The organism is Yersinia alsatica (assembly GCF_025133195.1).
In the GTDB taxonomy this organism is placed as follows: domain Bacteria; phylum Pseudomonadota; class Gammaproteobacteria; order Enterobacterales; family Enterobacteriaceae; genus Yersinia; species Yersinia alsatica.
Genome location: NZ_CP104006.1, coordinates 72,735 through 89,341 on the forward strand (window position 1 = coordinate 72,735; position 16,607 = coordinate 89,341).

A 16,607-nucleotide genomic window follows, 5' to 3' on the forward strand; every position below is an offset into this window, starting at 1 on the left:
ATTAATCCACAGTTACCGTCAGAGTGCGGTTCATATAAGCCGGAATATCCGGAGCATGCTGTAGCAAAGTATCAACAAAAGCATCGCGCTCAAAGGCGATTACCTGCAAATCCCACACACAGAAAGATTCATCTCGTGCCGCGCGCCAAACTCCCTGTTCCTGTACCCAGACTTTCACCCGCAATTCATTTTCATTATCCCACCACCCGACAATCAAGTAATTCAGTGTCTTACCTTGATGCTCGATCACCAACCCTACCCCGGGGCGATTTACCGTTTCAGCTTCATTAGGTAACCACTGCCTAACGAGTTGATAAGCCGGAGTGTAATCGGGAGCCGCCCCTTGAGCCTGCGAATAACGAATTACATAGCGTTTCAACTGCCAGCGGCTCAGGTTTTTGATACCGCAGGGCGTGATGGATCGAGGTAAATAAGGTTGTGGTTGCCAGCTGAGGTTTTTTTCAGTGACAGTGACGGGCGGTTGTGAATCCAATGCATCCAGAGCTTGTGCCACAGTTTTGATGGCGGCAAAACGCTCAACCAGCACGGTTTCAGTGCGCAGCTTGAGTTCCGCACTGCTGAGTAGCACGCCATTGGGTTGGGTCATCGGGAAGGTGAGTGTCGCCTCGGTGACAAATGTTACCTGATAACCCAGATCTGACGCCACGCGAGCGGTGGTTTCGCAGCATTGCTCCGTGCGCATCCCGGCAATAATCAGGTGATTGATGTGCCGCTCCTTGAGCCATTGATCCAGCCCCGAGTCAGTCAGTGCATTATGCACCCGCTTTTGCACGGTAACATCTGCTTGATGGGACACTAGCGACATAGGTTTAACATAGCCAGAAGCCAGTGAAAACGGCCCTTCAGCGGCCACATGGAAGACATCCACCAGAGCCACGCCCCGCTGCTTGCAGCCCGTTATTAGCTGGCTTAATGCCGCAGAAAATGCCGGTAAATCTTGCGGCTGCCAAAAATCTTTATGCTCGAACGATTGTTGGACATCAATAATCAGTAATGCGCTGTTAGTCATTTCCGGCCCTCCGCTGTATGGGTAGAGGGCCATCATCACCGCGTTTTACGTTAAGTGGAATGCCAAATCCGGCCATCATAGGGAACAAAAGAGACCAGATCAGCGCGCTGATTTACATTAAGGGCAATAATTGCTGATAAAGCTGTTTAAAGGTGCCGCGACGAGCAGCGTAATACTCATGCTGTTGAGCATCAGGATAATGGGTCTGTTCCAGCGGCAGTGCGGGCAGTAAATCTGCCAATGGAATATCCGGATTCAGAGCAATTTGTGCCAATCGAGCCGCACCCAGTGCTGGGCCGACATCCCCTCCGGTGCGATATTCTAGTGTTTGGCCGCTGATATCCGCCAGCATTTGCCGCCAATAGGGGCTGCGTGCGCCACCGCCAATCAATGTGACCGATTTAGGCTGCAACCCGCTGGCATGCAGGGCATCCATCCCATCGGCTAATGCGAATCCCACTCCTTCCAGCACCGCACGCGCTAAATCTGCCTGACCATGTTGGTGAGTAAAGCCCCAGAAAGCCCCTTTAGCATTTGGGTTATTGTGAGGCGTGCGCTCGCCAGAGAGATAGGGCAGGAACCACACCGGCGTGTCTGCTGGTGGCGTATTTTCCACGGTTTTAATGAGTGCGGGAACACTCTCGGCTCCGGTGAGTTGGCAAGCCCAATCAAGACAGGATGCGGCGCTCAGCATGACGGACATCAGGTGCCAGGTATTCGGTAATGCATGGCAAAAACTGTGAACTGCACTGGCGGGATTGCTAAGGAAGCCGTCACTGACCGCAAAATAGACACCGGAAGTGCCCAGCGATAACATCGCTTGCCCGGTTTGATACAGACCAACGCCGATGGCTCCGGCAGCATTATCACCACCGCCAGCCACTACCGGCACTGGTTTTATTCCCCAGCGGCTTGCAATATCAGCGCTGACATGACCGGTAATCTGGCTGCCTTCGAACAGGGCTGGCATGTGCTGGCGATTCAAACCACAGGCCGCCAACATTTCATCGCTCCAGTCACGTTTGGCGACATCCAGCCACATTGTTCCGGCGGCATCTGACATATCAGAGGCGAAATCACCACTGATAAGAAAACGAAGATAATCTTTTGGTAACAGCACTTTATCGACCCGGCTGAAAATATCTGGCTCATGTTCTGCCACCCATTTCAGTTTCGGCGCGGTAAAGCCCGGCATCATCAAGTTACCGGTAATCTGACGTGATTCCGGCACTGCTTGTTCCAGCGCCAGACACTGGGAGTAACTGCGGCCATCATTCCATAAAATGGCTGGACGTAGCACTTGACGCTGATTGTCCAGTAAGGTTGCGCCGTGCATCTGCCCGGTCAACCCAAGGGCTTTGACCTGCTGTAAATCATTTTTTGCGGCAAGGGCTTGCATGGCTTGATCAGTTGCCTGCCACCAATCGGCAGGGTTTTGTTCTGACCATAAAGGATGTAGACGAGAGACGGATAACGCAGCACCTTGGCTGGCAATCACTTGCCCGTTTTCAGCCAGCAGAATAGCTTTAACGCCGGAGGTGCCCAGATCGATGCCAATGTACATATGTTTTCCTTAATATATAGGCTATCTCACTTGCCATTTTGAGCCTGAGCAGTGCTCAGAATCCTCACGTACTAGGTGTACGCTCCGGCTCCTGTGCGCTGTCCAGGCCCAAACTGCCTGCGCCAATTATGCCTATTAACTATTTGGGAATATCTAAACCTCTATCTATTCGCTGGGTCTATCAGCCGAAGATATAGCGATTCACCAGATTTTCCAGTTGTTCTTGATGCCCACTCTGGTGCTGCGGGTTCAGGTTATGTTGGCCGGCATAGCGCGCCAAATCTTCTAGCGACATTTTGCCTTTCAGGATTTGCTGACCCAATTCAGTATTCCAACCGGCATAGCGTTTTGCGACGCGTTGATCCAATTGACCATCTTCAATCATTTTGGCCGCAATTTTCAGGGCTAACGCCATGGTGTCCATCGCCCCAATATGGCCATAAAACAGGTCATATTTGTCGGTGCTTTGGCGGCGTACTTTGGCATCAAAATTCAGGCCACCGGTGGTAAAACCGCCCGCTTTAAGGATCTCAAACATCACCAGCGCATTCTCTTCCACACTGTTCGGGAACTGGTCAGTATCCCAACCGAGTTGCGGATCTCCGCGGTTTGCATCTACCGAGCCAAAAATGCCTAAAGCAATGGCGCTAGCAATTTCATGATGGAATGAGTGGCCAGCCAGAGTGGCATGGTTGGCTTCAATATTCACTTTAATCTCTTTTTCCAGCCCAAACTGCTTGAGGAAGCCATAAACAGTCGCAACATCATAATCATATTGATGCTTAGTCGGTTCTTGTGGTTTTGGCTCAATAAGTAAGGTGCCCTGGAAACCGGTTTTGTGTTTATGCTCGACGACCATCTGCATAAAGCGGCCAATTTGCTCGCGCTCTTGGCGTAAATCAGTGTTTAACAGTGTCTCGTAGCCTTCACGCCCGCCCCATAACACATAGTTTTCGCCGCCAAGTTTTTGGGTGGCATTCATGGCAGTGAAGACTTGAGTCGCCGCCCAGCTAAAGACTTCCGGGTCTGGATTGGTTGCAGCTCCGGCCCCGTAGCGCGGATGAGTGAAGCAGTTGGCAGTACCCCATAACAGTTTTACGCCGCTGCTCTCTTGTTTCTCGGCCAATACATCGGTCATTACTGCGAAGTTATTCAGATATTCTTTAAGAGATGCCCCTTCTGGAGAAACATCGATATCGTGGAAGCAGTAATAAGGCACATTCAGTTTGTGGAAGAACTCAAAAGCGACATCAGCTTTACGTTTCGCCAAGGTGATTGCATCACCCGGTTGTTGCCATGGGCGGTTAAAGGCATTGCTACCGAACATATCGGCACCGGCCCAGCAGAATGTGTGCCAGTAACAAGCGGCGAAGCGCAGATGGTCAGCCATCCGCTTACCAAGGATAATTTCATCCGGATTGTAGTGATGAAATGCCAGCGGATTATCGCTCTGGCTGCCTTCGTAACGCACTTGTTCTAATTCATCAAAATAAGATTGCATGCAATACTCCTTGGAAGCTGGCCCGCATCGCCGGGCTGGTGAGCTTTTATCTTCGGAGTTGTTGGCCATTCTCTCAATTACGTTATTTCACACTTAAATTCAGAGAATTATTAATTGTGGCGTAGATCTCATAAATAACCGATTAATTATAGAAACACCTTAATATTCATTGCGCTGATAACATCTTTGGCTGGAATTATGTATTTTGTAGGAAAGAAAACATGATCGTTATCATAAAATTAACATTAAACCAAAAAACATAATTGGTGGATAAAAATCTGTAATTGCCGATGGACAAATAAGCGTCAACAATCCCTATTGCAGTTGATGTTTACCGTTTCTCTTACCCTGCTTGCACAATAAGAAAGGTACCGAAAGATGAAATTTAAGAACATTTTACTCTCCGCTTGCGCCGCACTGGTAATGATTAGCCAGCCCGGATTCAGTAAAGAAATTAAAATCGGTATGGCGATAGACGATCTCCGTCTTGAACGCTGGCAGAAAGACCGCGATATTTTTGTTAACAAAGCTGAGTCTCTCGGCGCTAAAGTATTTGTCCAATCAGCAAATGGCAATGAAGAAACTCAAATGTCGCAAATTGAAAATATGATTAATCGCGGCGTTGATGTGTTGGTTATTATTCCCTACAACGGACAAGTATTAAGTAATGTTATTGCTGAAGCAAAACGAGAAGGGATAAAAGTTTTAGCTTATGACCGCATGATAAATAATGCTGATATTGATTTTTATATCTCCTTTGATAATGAAAAAGTCGGTGAATTACAAGCTAAAAGTTTGGTTGAAAGAGTACCACAGGGTAATTATTTCCTGATGGGTGGCTCCCCAGTCGATAATAACGCCAAATTGTTCCGTCAGGGGCAAATGAATGTCCTTAATCCTTTGATAAAAGACGGGAAAATAAAGATTGTGGGCGACCAGTGGGTTGATGCCTGGCTACCGGAAAATGCGTTAAAAATCATGGAGAATGCGTTAACAGCGAACAATAACAATATTGATGCTGTTGTCGCCTCTAATGATGCCACTGCAGGGGGTGCTATTCAGGCATTGGCAGCACAAGGGTTGGCAGGCAAAGTGGCTATCTCCGGGCAGGATGCTGATTTGGCAGCAATAAAACGTATTGTTGCTGGCACCCAAACCATGACGGTATATAAGCCAATCAGTAAATTAGCGAATGATGCTGCAGAAATTGCCGTGACCTTAGGTAAAGGCGAACAACCGCAATCAAACAGCAAATTAAATAATGGCATTAAGGATGTCCCCGCTTATTTATTAACGCCAATTTCTGTGGATAAAAACAATATCGATAGTACAGTTATTGCCGATGGGTTCCACAAAAAAGCAGATATTAATTAATTTACTGCCGGGGTTTTATCTGGCTTATTAAATTAACTGTTATTTCATATATGCCAAAGTGCTTGAGGTTGTGGCTAACACTTTACAGCCTCAAGTACGAAGGTTATATGGGGGAATTATGCCCTACCTGCTAGAAATGAAAGAAATAACCAAGCAATTCGGCGTTGTTAAAGCTGTCGATAATATCAGCCTGACACTTGAGGCTGGACAAGTATTATCTTTGTGCGGGGAAAACGGTTCTGGAAAATCCACACTAATGAAAGTGTTATGTGGTATTTACCCTATAGGCTCCTTTCAAGGGGAAATAATTTTTGCAGGTGAAACGCTTCAGGCCAAAAATATTCGTGATACAGAGCAAAAAGGCATTGCCATAATTCATCAGGAATTGGCATTAGTGAAGCAAATGTCAGTGTTAGAAAATATGTTCCTCGGCTCCGAATGGGGGCGTTTCGGCATTATGGACTACGATGCCATGTATTTGCGCTGCCAGCGGATGCTGGCACAGGTAAAACTGGTGGTAGACCCTCACACGGCGGTGGGTGAGTTGGGGTTAGGGCAGCAGCAATTGGTTGAAATCGCGAAAGCGCTAAACAAACAAGTGCGACTGCTGGTGCTGGATGAGCCAACGGCTTCTCTCACTGAGAGCGAAACCGCTATTTTACTGGATATTATTCGTGACCTACGTAATCACGGTATTGCCTGCATCTATATTTCGCACAAGCTAAATGAAGTGAAAGCTATATCGGACCATATCTGTGTGATTCGCGATGGTCGCCATATTGGTACTCGCCCGGCGGCAACTATGAGTGAGGATGACATCATCGCCATGATGGTGGGGCGCGAACTAAAAGAGCTCTATCCCCACGAAGCTCATCATATTGGTGAAGAAATTCTCCGTATAGAAAATCTCTGCGCCTGGCACCCGGTAAATCGCCATATCCGTCGAGTGGATGAGGTATCTTTCTCCTTGAAACGCGGCGAGATTCTTGGCGTTGCCGGGCTGGTGGGTTCTGGCCGGACAGAAACAGTGCAATGCTTGTTTGGTGTCTACCCAGGCCGTTGGCAGGGGGATATTTTTATTGATGGTCAGGCGGTAACCATCACTAATTGTCAGCAGGCCATGAAACTGGGCATTGCGATGGTGCCGGAAGATCGTAAAAAAGATGGCATCGTGCCGGTTATGGGGGTGGGGGCCAATATCACACTGGCTGCATTAGATGATTTTACCGGTGCTTTTAGCATGCTGGATGACGCTAAAGAGCAATCAACTATCGTGCAGTCCCTCGCCCGCTTAAAAGTGAAAACGTCCTCTTCGGAACTGGCAATTGCTCGCCTGAGTGGGGGCAATCAGCAAAAAGCGATTCTTGCCAAATGCTTACTGTTGAACCCACGAATTTTGATTCTCGATGAACCGACTCGCGGCATCGACATCGGTGCAAAATATGAAATTTATAAGCTTATCAATCAATTGGTCCAGCAGGGGATAGCGGTTATTGTGATTTCCTCTGAATTGCCGGAGGTATTGGGATTAAGTGATCGTGTGCTGGTCATGCATCAAGGGCGCATTAAAGCTGATCTCATTAACCATAACCTGACTCAAGAAAAGGTCATGGAAGCCGCACTCAGGAGTGAAACCCATGTCGCAAGCTAATCAAACTGAAGCAAACACACCAGAAAATGGCAATAAAAAGCCATTATTTCGGCTAAAATCGCTTAATTTACAGGTTTTTGTCATGCTGGCGGCCATTGCCGTTATTATGCTTTTTTTCACTTTTACCACCGAAGGGGCGTATCTCAGCGCCAGAAATATCTCGAATTTACTGCGGCAAACCGCCATTACCGGCATTTTGGCTGTGGGGATGGTTTTCGTCATTATTTCGGCAGAAATTGATTTGTCGGTTGGCTCAATGATGGGGTTGTTGGGCGGTATCGCGGCAATTTTTGACGTGTGGCTCGGCTGGCCATTGCCGCTCACTATCGTGGTGACATTGGGATTGGGCCTGCTGCTCGGCGCTTGGAACGGGTGGTGGGTTGCTTATCGCAAAGTGCCCTCGTTCATTGTCACACTCGCTGGGATGCTCGCTTTTCGCGGCATCTTGATTGGTATCACCAACGGCACCACGGTGTCACCAACCAGTAGTGCCATGTCACAAATTGGTCAAAGTTATCTGCCGAATGGACTCGGATTTGGTATTGGTGCCATTGGTCTGATGCTGTTTGTTGCCTGGCAGTGGCGTCGGCGCAGTCACCGCATCCGGTTGGGCCTACCCGTAGCGGCTCCACAGGGGGATGTGACCCGCCAATCTATTACCGCGGTTATTGTTCTTGGTGCCATCTATTTATTGAATGATTATCGTGGTGTTCCTACTCCGGTATTAATTCTTACGGCATTGATGCTGGCTGGGATATTTATGGCGACCCGCACCGCGTTTGGCCGTCGGATCTATGCCATTGGTGGCAATATTGATGCTGCTCGCTTGTCTGGGGTGAACGTTGAACGCACTAAATTAGCGGTATTTGCGATTAACGGCCTGATGGTCGCCATGGCAGGCTTGATTCTCAGCTCACGTCTGGGGGCGGGTTCACCTTCTGCGGGGAACATTGCCGAACTGGATGCTATTGCCGCCTGTGTTATTGGCGGCACCAGTCTTGCCGGTGGGATAGGCAGCGTTGCCGGGGCAGTCATGGGGGCATTTATTATGGCTTCTCTCGACAATGGGATGAGCATGCTAGATGTGCCGACTTTCTGGCAGTACATTGTCAAAGGTGCCATTTTACTGTTGGCTGTGTGGATGGATTCCGCCACAAAACGGCGGGTGTAACCCCATCCCACGGCAAAGAGATCAATGCGATATTGCATTGATCTCTTTGCTACTCAATTCCTCTATTCCACTCATTTCAGGAGCTATTCCATGTTTGAGAAACGCTACCGGATAACCTTGCTATTTAATGCTAACAAAGTGTACGACCGGCAAGTGGTGGAAGGTGTCGGCGAATATCTGCAAGCATCACAATGTGATTGGGATATCTTTATTGAAGAGGATTTTCGTTGCCGCATTGATAATATCAAGGATTGGTTAGGTGATGGTGTCATTGCAGATTTTGATGATCGGCAGATAGAGCAATTGTTGGCGAATGTTGATGTCCCGATTGTTGGTGTGGGAGGCTCTTACCATCAAGCAGAAGATTATCCGCCAGTAGATTATATTGCGACTGACAATGCGGCTTTAGTAGAGGCTGCTTTTATGCATTTGAAAGAGAAGGGATTAAATCGTTTTGCCTTCTACGGATTACCTGCCAGCAGTGATAAGCGCTGGGCGCAGGAGCGGGAATATGCTTTTCGACAATTAGTGGCAGCAGAGCAATATCAGGGCGTGGTTTATCAGGGGATGGCGACGGCGCCCGCTAATTGGCAATACACGCAAAACCGGTTGTCAGATTGGGTACAGACGTTGCCGCATCAGACGGGCATTATTGCTGTCACTGATGCTAGAGCGCGCCATTTATTACAAGTGTGTGAGCATTTGGATATTGCAGTGCCAGAGAAATTGAGTGTCATTGGCATTGATAATGAAGAGTTAACCCGCTATTTATCGCGAGTGGCACTGTCGTCGGTAGTGCAAGGCACCCGGCAGATGGGATATCGGGCAGCCAAGATGCTGCATCAACGCCTTAACCAGCGCCAGAAACAGCAAGAATCCCCGCCATTGCAGCGCATTCTGGTACCACCCGTTAAAGTGATGGCGCGGCGCTCCACTGATTTCCGCTCATTACGTGATCCGGCAGTGATTCAGGCCATGCATTATATTCGTCATCATGCTTGTAAGGGGATTAAGGTCGAGCAGGTGCTGGATGCTGTGGGAATGTCGCGATCGAATTTGGAAAAGCGCTTTAAAGATGACATTGGGCAGACTATTCATGGTGTTATTCATGAAGAAAAACTCGATCGGGCGCGCAATTTACTGTCGGCGACATCATTGCCTATCAATGAAATCTCGCAAATGTGTGGTTATCCATCACTGCAATATTTCTATTCGGTATTCAAAAAAGGCTATTCGATTACCCCGAAAGAACACCGTGATAAATATGGCGAAGTCAGCTATTAGCCATTTCCGTGCCGATGATGATAATTTTACCCGCCGTCTGGTCGGGTGATTTATTCATGATACTTATCTAATGGATAGCACCATACAATAAACACGCTATAATCCCCCCCTTACCATCTTTCCTTATGGAAGATCATCGTCCCCGGTGGGGCGGCTGGACTTCAAATCCAGATGGGGCCGCCAGCGGTCCTTGGCAGGTTCAACTCCTGTGATCTTCCGCCAAAAGCTTATCTTCACTTTTTCAGCATTTACATAATCATCTGCTCTGCCCGGCATTTATAAATCGCCGCTAACTTCTCTCTGGTTTTCTTCTGTGGACGAGAATCTACTGCTTCCCACTGTGATACAGCGGATTGAGTGGTACCAAGTAATTCTGCGATTTCATATTGTGAAAAGCCACGGTAGATACGCCAGGCAGCCAGCAAACTGACACCATCATTTACCATAATTTGTACAACTTCATTCGGTATCGTCTGGTCATCATTGTGATCAGCGATATAGGGAATATCCTCATACTTCGCATTAGAGATAAGCTGTTGATAATCGGCAATGGGTAAGACCACAAACTGAGGCTTTCCTGCTTCATCATGAATATATTGTAGTTTTGCCATCTGATTCACCTTAGTTTAGAGAAACAACGCCATGCCTTTGAGGGAAAAACGTATACCTAATCTAATAGGTTGTCGTGGTTCGACGCTTAACCTCTTGGATTGTGCATATCACCGGTGTCCCCTCTACAATCAGAAAAATTACTCTGTAATTCCCTACACGCATCCGATATTGATTATCACCAACTTGTAACTTTTTGATATCCAAATCAATAGCAGGAAAATTCGTTAGTTTATTAACTTTTTCACTGATAGCTTTTCGATATCTAATATCTATTGAAAGTAATTGCTTAACCGCTTTCTTCGACCAGTCAACCTTGACCATCGGTTCCTCACTTTTATAAGTGATCACATCCGCTGTTAAGGTTAGATAGTAGGGCTGCAGGCATGTATGGTCAACAAAAAATCTAATTATTAACTAATTTAAATCTTATTAAATGATTTATGGTTGAGTTTTAATACTGATGTGTTACACACACACTCCTGCCACAAACGCGGCCTCTCTCGCATTAACTATCAAGATCTCAACGAGCCTCTAGAAACTGCGGCATAACCGCCAAAATACAAAAAGGCATCGTGGGATACCTTTAAAGATTAAGAATCACGCCACCTCACGTCACTTAAGCATTTAACGTACCAATCTCTTGATAGATAACAGGATAGATATACTCATTGTTAATCTTATCTATGATCTTTTGTCAAAACGCTTCCGTACCACTCTTCTCAAAACCCATAGTTTTCATGGGAAAATTTTTTTGCTTCCATAAAACAGTGCGGCAAGGTCTTTGTGTATTTTTTGTCCTAAAGCCGATGATGGAAGTTATTTTAAATCAATAAATCGCTATAAATTTTGCAATAGTACTGATAATAAAGACATGTGCTTAAAAACAGTATTGACATCTCATCTATAACACGTAGATTGGAATTCAACACCGGTGCAATTAGTAGCAAACTTTTATTTAGCCGGTGTCCATGTAGCAGATTTAAATAATGCGATAAAGGTCACGAAATATTTTTTTATGTGAGATTCGCTATGAGTTTTCCTATAATTGACTCATGCGATGATGCTTTAAGGTCACGCAGTAAATCTTCATAATCGCATTTTGTGGACGATACGCGATGAGTTAAGGCTTTGTTGTTAATAGTAATGTTCGCGATTTGTGTACATCAGTATGAGATCGAGAATATCGCGACGAAAGTAAAGCCACGTAACAAAGAGTATATATCGCGAGGGTGGTGTACTAATTTAGCTAGCGTTATCAAAAACATGGCTAAATTAAATTAGACTGGGAATGTTACCATTCAGTTAATATATTGGAGGGCATAGTTAGTTACCAACGAAAATATTCCTGTAAATCATGTACATCTTTATAAACAGTACGAAAGTCAGTATCACGTTATTAAGTTGATTAATGTTTAATTTTAAATGTGTAGTACCTTAAAAGCCCTGACTAAATCTAGTCGGGGCTTTTATCATTTTGGGGCCAGCTATTATTTACAATGGAGTTATAGCGAATAAAAACAGGAGGATGTATGCAAGCCAGGTTAGCGTCACCTGATGAAGCAGAGCAGCTTTGGTGGGTGAGAAATCAAGCCATTAGGCATGGGTGTAGAGATGTTTATGATGGCAAAACATTGGCGGCATGGACCCCGGATTTGATGCCTGAAGGATACCGGCAAGCGGTGGCGAATAATCCATTCTTCGTGGTTGATGATCCAAACAGTCAAGTTCCTGTTGCGACGGGGTTTCTGGATTTATCGTCAGGTAGTGTGGAGGCTATTTTCACCTTACCGGAATTTGAAGGTCGGGGTATGGCTACTCTGATTCTGGATGCTATCAAGCATGAAGCCAGAGTGCGGGGCTTCACAACACTGTTGCTTGCTTCAACACCTAATGCCTCTGCATTTTATGAAAAGAATGGTTTTACACTAATCAGTGAAAGCTTTTATCCATCGCAGTTAGCACAAACCAACCTTAGATGCATGGATATGACTTGTCGTTTATAGGTATTGGACTGGCTTTATTCCTATCATAAGTCATTTATAAAATGTTGAAGCCACCAAGCAGGCATGAATTCTGTTGGTGGCATGGGGACTGAATAGAATACTCAGCTACAAACTATGAATATTCTCGCTATGGCGTTGGATTTAAGGGCATCGCTTTAAGCTGGCTGATGCTTTGTGCATGCAGTTTTGTCCAAAATATTCCATACAATCCAATAATAACGAAGCACCCTAGTGGCATGATAAATCCTAGCGCCATTGAATAGGCATCCGCAATGCCGCCCATGAGCATCGGCATCACGGCTCCACCCACAATCGACATAACAATATAGGACGAGGCTTTTTTCGTTTGCTCACCTAGCCCAAAAATACCCAGGGCAAAGATGGTCGGGAACATAATGGACATGAAATAGAAACTAAGAATCAGTGATGTTACTGCCAACCAGCCTTCAGCAAACATAATGATAACCATCAATACACAGTCAATTGCGGCAAAGATCCACAGCAGTTTGTGAGCTGAAATCTTGCTCAATAGCAGACCGCCAGTGAATCGTCCGATCATAAATAACCCAAAGCCACCAAATGCCAATAACTGTGAGGCACCTCGTTCAGTGAATTTCCAACCATCAGGTGATTGCCAGCTCCAGCTATCGGGTAAAAATGCTGCGACAACTTGGCTAAATAGAGGGGAATGGTCGACAACATAGTTGATAAAGAAGCTAAATACACCGGTTTGCCCCGCCACATATAAGAACTGGGCAATAATGGCTAACACAAAGTGAGGGCGCTGCCATAAAGAAGGGGTGTTCTGGGCATATCCTTCTTGCGGAATATCCGATTCGGGGGTGATATCTGGAATTTTTGTGAAGAAAAAAACCAGTGCCAGTATGGCGACTGCCAAACCAATGCCCATATACGGAATGAATAGAGCATCATTACTGGTATTTACATCGCCGGTGGCCGATAAAATAAAGTGTCCGCCGATCAGTGGGCCAAATATCAAGCCAATGCCGGTACAGGATTGCGATAAGTTCAGACGTGCCGCGCCCTGTTCAGGTGAACCCATCACAGTAGCAAAAGGATTAGCAATCGTCTCAATGCAGGTTAGGCCGGTTGCCAGAATAAATAGTCCGACCAAAAAGGCCCAATATTCCCCGATGCTGGCAGCAGAAATAAACCAGAATGCTCCCAGTGCGATTAATGCTAAACCAATAAAAATACCGCCTTTATATCCATAACGTCGAGCCAGTATCCCCGCGGGGATTGCCATGACGAAATAACCGATATAGTTAGCAAATTGTACTAATGCAGAGCCAGCTTTAGAAACCTGCAAGGTATTTTGAAAATGTTTATTCAGAATATCAATTAACCCGGTACTGAAACCTAATACTAAAAAAAGACAGGTAAGAAGAAAGAATGTAAACCCGTGGTTTTTTCCATCAGGCGTGGTGAACATATTTTTCATGCTCATAATATTACCCCATGATTTTTTGTTTTCAGATAAAAGTGGCCCTACCCATGGAAGGGCATATCTTTTATCTGTAAGAGGGTGAATAATTACATCAATTTATTTATTTCATCTGCTGTTGGCGGATTAGCCCCTTTATTACAACAGTTTAATGCCGCTGCGATACTGCCGGTTTTCAGTGCCCGTAATAGCATACTGTCATTCAGTTTCGCCAAGGTTTTACCTTCAATCCCCTCCACCAGAACTGACAATAATCCCGCAGTAAATGTATCGCCAGCCCCAATGGTATCAGCCACTTCCACTGGTGTGACGGGTTGGTATTGCTTCGATTGTGGGGTATAAACCCAAGCACCATCACTGCCACTGGTAATGGCCACCATCAAAATGCCTTGTGCAAACATTCGAGCGACAAAATGCTCAACAGCTTCATTAGGTGCAAGCCATTGAAGGTCAGAAAGACTGAGGCGTAATAATTGTATTTTCCGGGTGATGCGATTAAATCGGTCAAGATAAACCTGGCGTTCAGGAATTAAACTTGAGCGAATGTTAGGATCAAAAGAAATAAAACCATCAAGTTGTGTTAAATAATGTTCCCAGGTTGTTCCACAGGGTTCTTGCATCAAAGAAATAGACCCGAAATGATGTAATTTTGCATCAATTGGTGCGGGGAGATCTTCTGGTTGAATAATAACATCTGCGGCCTGACGGGAATAAAATGCATATTCGGGTTCAGTCTCCGGATGAGTTAATACAAATGCCAATGTTGAAGGTGCTGGGCTACGGCTAATGGTGGTGGTGCCCACATGATTGAGCTGTAAATGCTGCAATAGCATATTGCCGAACATATCGGTACTGAGTTGCGTGCAATAATCTACCTGTGAGCCCAGGCGACCAAGTGCAATAGCCACGTTATAGGGTGAGCCGCCGGGGTGAGGAATAAAAGCATGACCGTCATGAGTAAAGTCGATCAAACTCTCGCCATAACAAATAATCCGTTTCATTTTCGCTCCTGATATTCCGGTTGGCTAATAGGATACGGACCGAGATCAACGACTTCGATATCTGGCCCCGAATCTTTACCTGACAGCAGCATATAGGTTGCTGGTTGTCCTAATGCAAAGGGAGCGAAATGCCAAGTATCACGGTAAAGAATTAATCCAAACGATCCATCCATATAAACTGCGACCAGTTTTTGCGGATCAAGCTCACCGGGAGCGCCAAGTACCATCACACTGTCTCCCTTTAAGGGGATAAAAGCTTCTTCCATTAAGCGATGCCGCTCTATTTGCTCCATTAATAACGGACGTGGATAACAAATCAGGTAGCTGGCGACCGGATGCTCATTGAAATCATTGGCATCACAAATGTTGTGATAACAATCGATATCGCCTCTTGCCAATGTGGGAGAGGTTGTGGGTTGACCGACCCAACGGGCAAAGGGGGCAAGGTTCTCCGCAGTTGGCTCAATTAATGGGATGGTATGTAAGGCTATAGTCATCATTTATCCTCTAATAATTCCCTGGTATTGGTTTAAAAAAACAAAAAAAGCGGGCCTCAATAAGGCCGTGCTGTTGATGCGCGTACAATGAGTTGTGGATCAAAACGTTCTGAAACAGCAGCTCCGCTGATATTGCCTCGTAGGCGTTCTATTAATAACTCAGCCGCATGTTTCCCCATGTCATATACCGGCTGGCGAATTGTTGTGAGTGGGCATGGGAAGAAGCTGGCCCAATCCGGATCGTCAAAGGCGACCACTGAGACTTCATCAGGCATTCTGATATTGCGCTGATAAATGGCATGCACTACACCCGCGGCGATATCGTTATTTGCTGCAATAATTGCCGTTGGGCGCTGGGCGGCGGGTTTGGACATCAACAGATGAGTTTGTTCGCAGGCATCGGCAAACAGTGATGTTGTTGCTGGAATTTCAATCACATCGGTATTGGCCTGTTCGGGACAAGATTGGCGAAAACCCGCCAAACGTTCAGCAAAAGTGATGGTCTGTGTACTACCACCAATATAAGCAATACGGGAATGCTGTAAGTCCAGCAGGTGACGGGCTGCCATATTCACCCCGAGGATATTATTCAGCAATACAGTATCGCTACCGGCATGGCCTGAAATTCGGTCTATTTCTACCACCGGAATATTGGTAAAACGCTGTAAGTTATCGCGTGTGTTATGTGTTGGAGTGATTATTAGGCCTTGTAGCATATGGCTACGCAGCTGTGTCATCAGTTGCTCTTCACGTAGCGAGTCTTCATCAGTACTGCCGACAATCAGGGTATAACCTGCTTTATAAGCAACGTCCTGTACCGCTTTCACAATGGTAGCGTGGAAAGTGTTGAGAATATCGGACACCACCAAACCAATGACTTGTGAGCCGCCTTGGCGAAGATTACGGGCAAAGATATTGGCTTCATAGCCCAGTTCATCGATGGCTTTCATCACGCGTTCACGCGTTGCTGCCGCGACCTTCTCGGGCCGGGTCAAGGTGCGTGACACGGTTGAGGCAGAAAGACCTGTTTTCTTCGCAATATCAATTATATTGGCCATGCATTACCTTAATGACAACGTTTGCATAAATGATTAAAAAAATAATCTCATACAAAACAAATTAATAGATATAAACACTAAGGCTGTCACAGAGAATAATGACAACGTTTGCATTTAATAATGTCCAAATAATAGTTCAGGTGAGTAAATAATAATCAGCAGTGGATCACATTTCGCTATGAAGATAGGTATGGAGTTGGGGCTATGTGAGGTAGTGAATTGCAGCGTCAGCTAAAAATGAGCACTATAAAGTTTCGAACTATTTGATTACATTGCCGATATCGTCATAACGAATGCAGTTCATTAGCACTGGCTTAGTTGCTAATAACTTGGCTATAGCGAACTGACTTTAGAAGCAAAACCGTGCTGTTCTGAAGACCCGACTGGCAGGAGTAA

At 45.9% G+C, this 16,607-nt stretch carries 14 protein-coding genes and 1 tRNA gene; 6 read left to right on the plus strand and 9 right to left on the minus strand.

Translation table 11 applies throughout. The annotated features are described in order from the left end of the window. Position 1: 1 nt before the first annotated feature. From N0H69_RS00315 to xylA, 3 genes are all read right to left on the minus strand, one after another. A complete protein-coding gene (locus tag N0H69_RS00315; protein ID WP_050151880.1) occupies positions 2 to 1,030 on the minus strand; it encodes an isochorismatase family protein in 1,029 nt (342 codons plus the stop codon). A 112-nt stretch (positions 1,031 to 1,142) separates the two neighbouring features. After that, positions 1,143 to 2,594 (minus strand): xylulokinase, encoded by a 1,452-nt coding sequence (gene xylB / locus N0H69_RS00320; RefSeq protein ID WP_050151881.1) that lies wholly within the window; start codon positions 2,592 to 2,594, stop codon positions 1,143 to 1,145. A gap of 181 nt (positions 2,595 to 2,775) precedes the next feature. Then, positions 2,776 to 4,095, minus strand: a complete 1,320-nt coding sequence (xylA, locus tag N0H69_RS00325; RefSeq protein ID WP_050109220.1) for a xylose isomerase — start codon at positions 4,093 to 4,095, stop codon at positions 2,776 to 2,778. Positions 4,096 to 4,473: 378 nt separating this feature from the next. Between xylA and xylF the strand changes: the two genes are divergently transcribed. The 5 genes from xylF (at position 4,474) to N0H69_RS00350 (ending at position 9,797) form a co-directional block, all read left to right on the plus strand. Continuing rightward, positions 4,474 to 5,469, plus strand: coding sequence for a D-xylose ABC transporter substrate-binding protein (xylF, locus tag N0H69_RS00330; RefSeq protein ID WP_050109219.1), 996 nt, complete (start codon positions 4,474 to 4,476; stop codon positions 5,467 to 5,469). A gap of 118 nt (positions 5,470 to 5,587) precedes the next feature. Continuing rightward, complete coding sequence (locus N0H69_RS00335) at positions 5,588 to 7,120, plus strand: xylose ABC transporter ATP-binding protein (protein WP_050151882.1); 1,533 nt, start codon at positions 5,588 to 5,590, stop codon at positions 7,118 to 7,120. Next, positions 7,107 to 8,291, plus strand: coding sequence for a xylose ABC transporter permease XylH (xylH, locus tag N0H69_RS00340; RefSeq protein WP_050123796.1), 1,185 nt, complete (start codon positions 7,107 to 7,109; stop codon positions 8,289 to 8,291). Before N0H69_RS00335 ends, xylH begins: the two co-directional genes overlap by 14 nt. A gap of 90 nt (positions 8,292 to 8,381) precedes the next feature. Further along, positions 8,382 to 9,575 (plus strand): D-xylose utilization transcriptional activator XylR, encoded by a 1,194-nt coding sequence (gene xylR, locus N0H69_RS00345; RefSeq protein ID WP_050109216.1) that lies wholly within the window; start codon positions 8,382 to 8,384, stop codon positions 9,573 to 9,575. Positions 9,576 to 9,702: 127 nt separating this feature from the next. Further along, a tRNA-Sec gene (locus N0H69_RS00350) sits at positions 9,703 to 9,797 on the plus strand. A 26-nt stretch (positions 9,798 to 9,823) separates the two neighbouring features. On the opposite strand, the gene N0H69_RS00355 is transcribed toward N0H69_RS00350, so the two are convergent. Both N0H69_RS00355 and N0H69_RS00360 read right to left on the minus strand, forming a co-directional pair. After that, on the minus strand, positions 9,824 to 10,186 hold the full coding sequence (locus N0H69_RS00355; protein ID WP_050123643.1) for a helix-turn-helix domain-containing protein: 363 nt from the start codon (positions 10,184 to 10,186) through the stop codon (positions 9,824 to 9,826). Between the two features lie 61 nt (positions 10,187 to 10,247). After that, positions 10,248 to 10,508, minus strand: coding sequence for a type II toxin-antitoxin system RelE family toxin (locus N0H69_RS00360; protein ID WP_050135230.1), 261 nt, complete (start codon positions 10,506 to 10,508; stop codon positions 10,248 to 10,250). Between the two features lie 1,208 nt (positions 10,509 to 11,716). Here N0H69_RS00360 and N0H69_RS00365 point away from each other — a divergent pair. Next, a complete protein-coding gene (locus N0H69_RS00365) occupies positions 11,717 to 12,190 on the plus strand; it encodes a GNAT family N-acetyltransferase (protein WP_050151883.1) in 474 nt (157 codons plus the stop codon). Between the two features lie 127 nt (positions 12,191 to 12,317). Here N0H69_RS00365 and fucP read toward each other — a convergent pair whose 3' ends face one another. From fucP to N0H69_RS00385, 4 genes are all read right to left on the minus strand, one after another. Continuing rightward, positions 12,318 to 13,658, minus strand: a complete 1,341-nt coding sequence (fucP, locus tag N0H69_RS00370; RefSeq protein ID WP_050151884.1) for an L-fucose:H+ symporter permease — start codon at positions 13,656 to 13,658, stop codon at positions 12,318 to 12,320. 86 nt (positions 13,659 to 13,744) lie between these two features. Then, positions 13,745 to 14,656: a carbohydrate kinase family protein gene (locus N0H69_RS00375; protein WP_050109203.1), complete on the minus strand. Its 912-nt coding sequence runs from the start codon at positions 14,654 to 14,656 to the stop codon at positions 13,745 to 13,747. Next, positions 14,653 to 15,156 carry an ureidoglycolate lyase gene (locus N0H69_RS00380; RefSeq protein ID WP_235897412.1) on the minus strand — a complete coding sequence of 168 codons (504 nt, stop codon included), beginning with the start codon at positions 15,154 to 15,156 and terminating at the stop codon, positions 14,653 to 14,655. The genes N0H69_RS00375 and N0H69_RS00380 overlap by 4 nt, the downstream gene beginning before the upstream one ends. A 53-nt stretch (positions 15,157 to 15,209) precedes the next feature. After that, positions 15,210 to 16,211: a LacI family DNA-binding transcriptional regulator gene (locus tag N0H69_RS00385; RefSeq protein ID WP_050109201.1), complete on the minus strand. Its 1,002-nt coding sequence runs from the start codon at positions 16,209 to 16,211 to the stop codon at positions 15,210 to 15,212. Positions 16,212 to 16,607 lie beyond the last annotated feature (396 nt).

Excerpts from the sequence above, each read along its gene's own strand:
- N0H69_RS00315 (WP_050151880.1), bottom strand. The coding sequence starts at position 1,030 with ATGACTAACAGCGCATTACTGATTATTGATGTCCAACAATCGTTCGAG.
- xylB (WP_050151881.1), bottom strand. The coding sequence starts at position 2,594 with ATGTACATTGGCATCGATCTGGGCACCTCCGGCGTTAAAGCTATTCTG.
- xylA (WP_050109220.1), bottom strand. The coding sequence starts at position 4,095 with ATGCAATCTTATTTTGATGAATTAGAACAAGTGCGTTACGAAGGCAGC.
- xylF (WP_050109219.1), top strand. The coding sequence starts at position 4,474 with ATGAAATTTAAGAACATTTTACTCTCCGCTTGCGCCGCACTGGTAATG.
- N0H69_RS00335 (WP_050151882.1), top strand. The coding sequence starts at position 5,588 with ATGCCCTACCTGCTAGAAATGAAAGAAATAACCAAGCAATTCGGCGTT.
- xylH (WP_050123796.1), top strand. The coding sequence starts at position 7,107 with ATGTCGCAAGCTAATCAAACTGAAGCAAACACACCAGAAAATGGCAAT.
- xylR (WP_050109216.1), top strand. The coding sequence starts at position 8,382 with ATGTTTGAGAAACGCTACCGGATAACCTTGCTATTTAATGCTAACAAA.
- N0H69_RS00355 (WP_050123643.1), bottom strand. The coding sequence starts at position 10,186 with ATGGCAAAACTACAATATATTCATGATGAAGCAGGAAAGCCTCAGTTT.
- N0H69_RS00360 (WP_050135230.1), bottom strand. The coding sequence starts at position 10,508 with ATGGTCAAGGTTGACTGGTCGAAGAAAGCGGTTAAGCAATTACTTTCA.
- N0H69_RS00365 (WP_050151883.1), top strand. The coding sequence starts at position 11,717 with ATGCAAGCCAGGTTAGCGTCACCTGATGAAGCAGAGCAGCTTTGGTGG.
- fucP (WP_050151884.1), bottom strand. The coding sequence starts at position 13,658 with ATGAGCATGAAAAATATGTTCACCACGCCTGATGGAAAAAACCACGGG.
- N0H69_RS00375 (WP_050109203.1), bottom strand. The coding sequence starts at position 14,656 with ATGAAACGGATTATTTGTTATGGCGAGAGTTTGATCGACTTTACTCAT.
- N0H69_RS00380 (WP_235897412.1), bottom strand. The coding sequence starts at position 15,156 with ATGATGACTATAGCCTTACATACCATCCCATTAATTGAGCCAACTGCG.
- N0H69_RS00385 (WP_050109201.1), bottom strand. The coding sequence starts at position 16,211 with ATGGCCAATATAATTGATATTGCGAAGAAAACAGGTCTTTCTGCCTCA.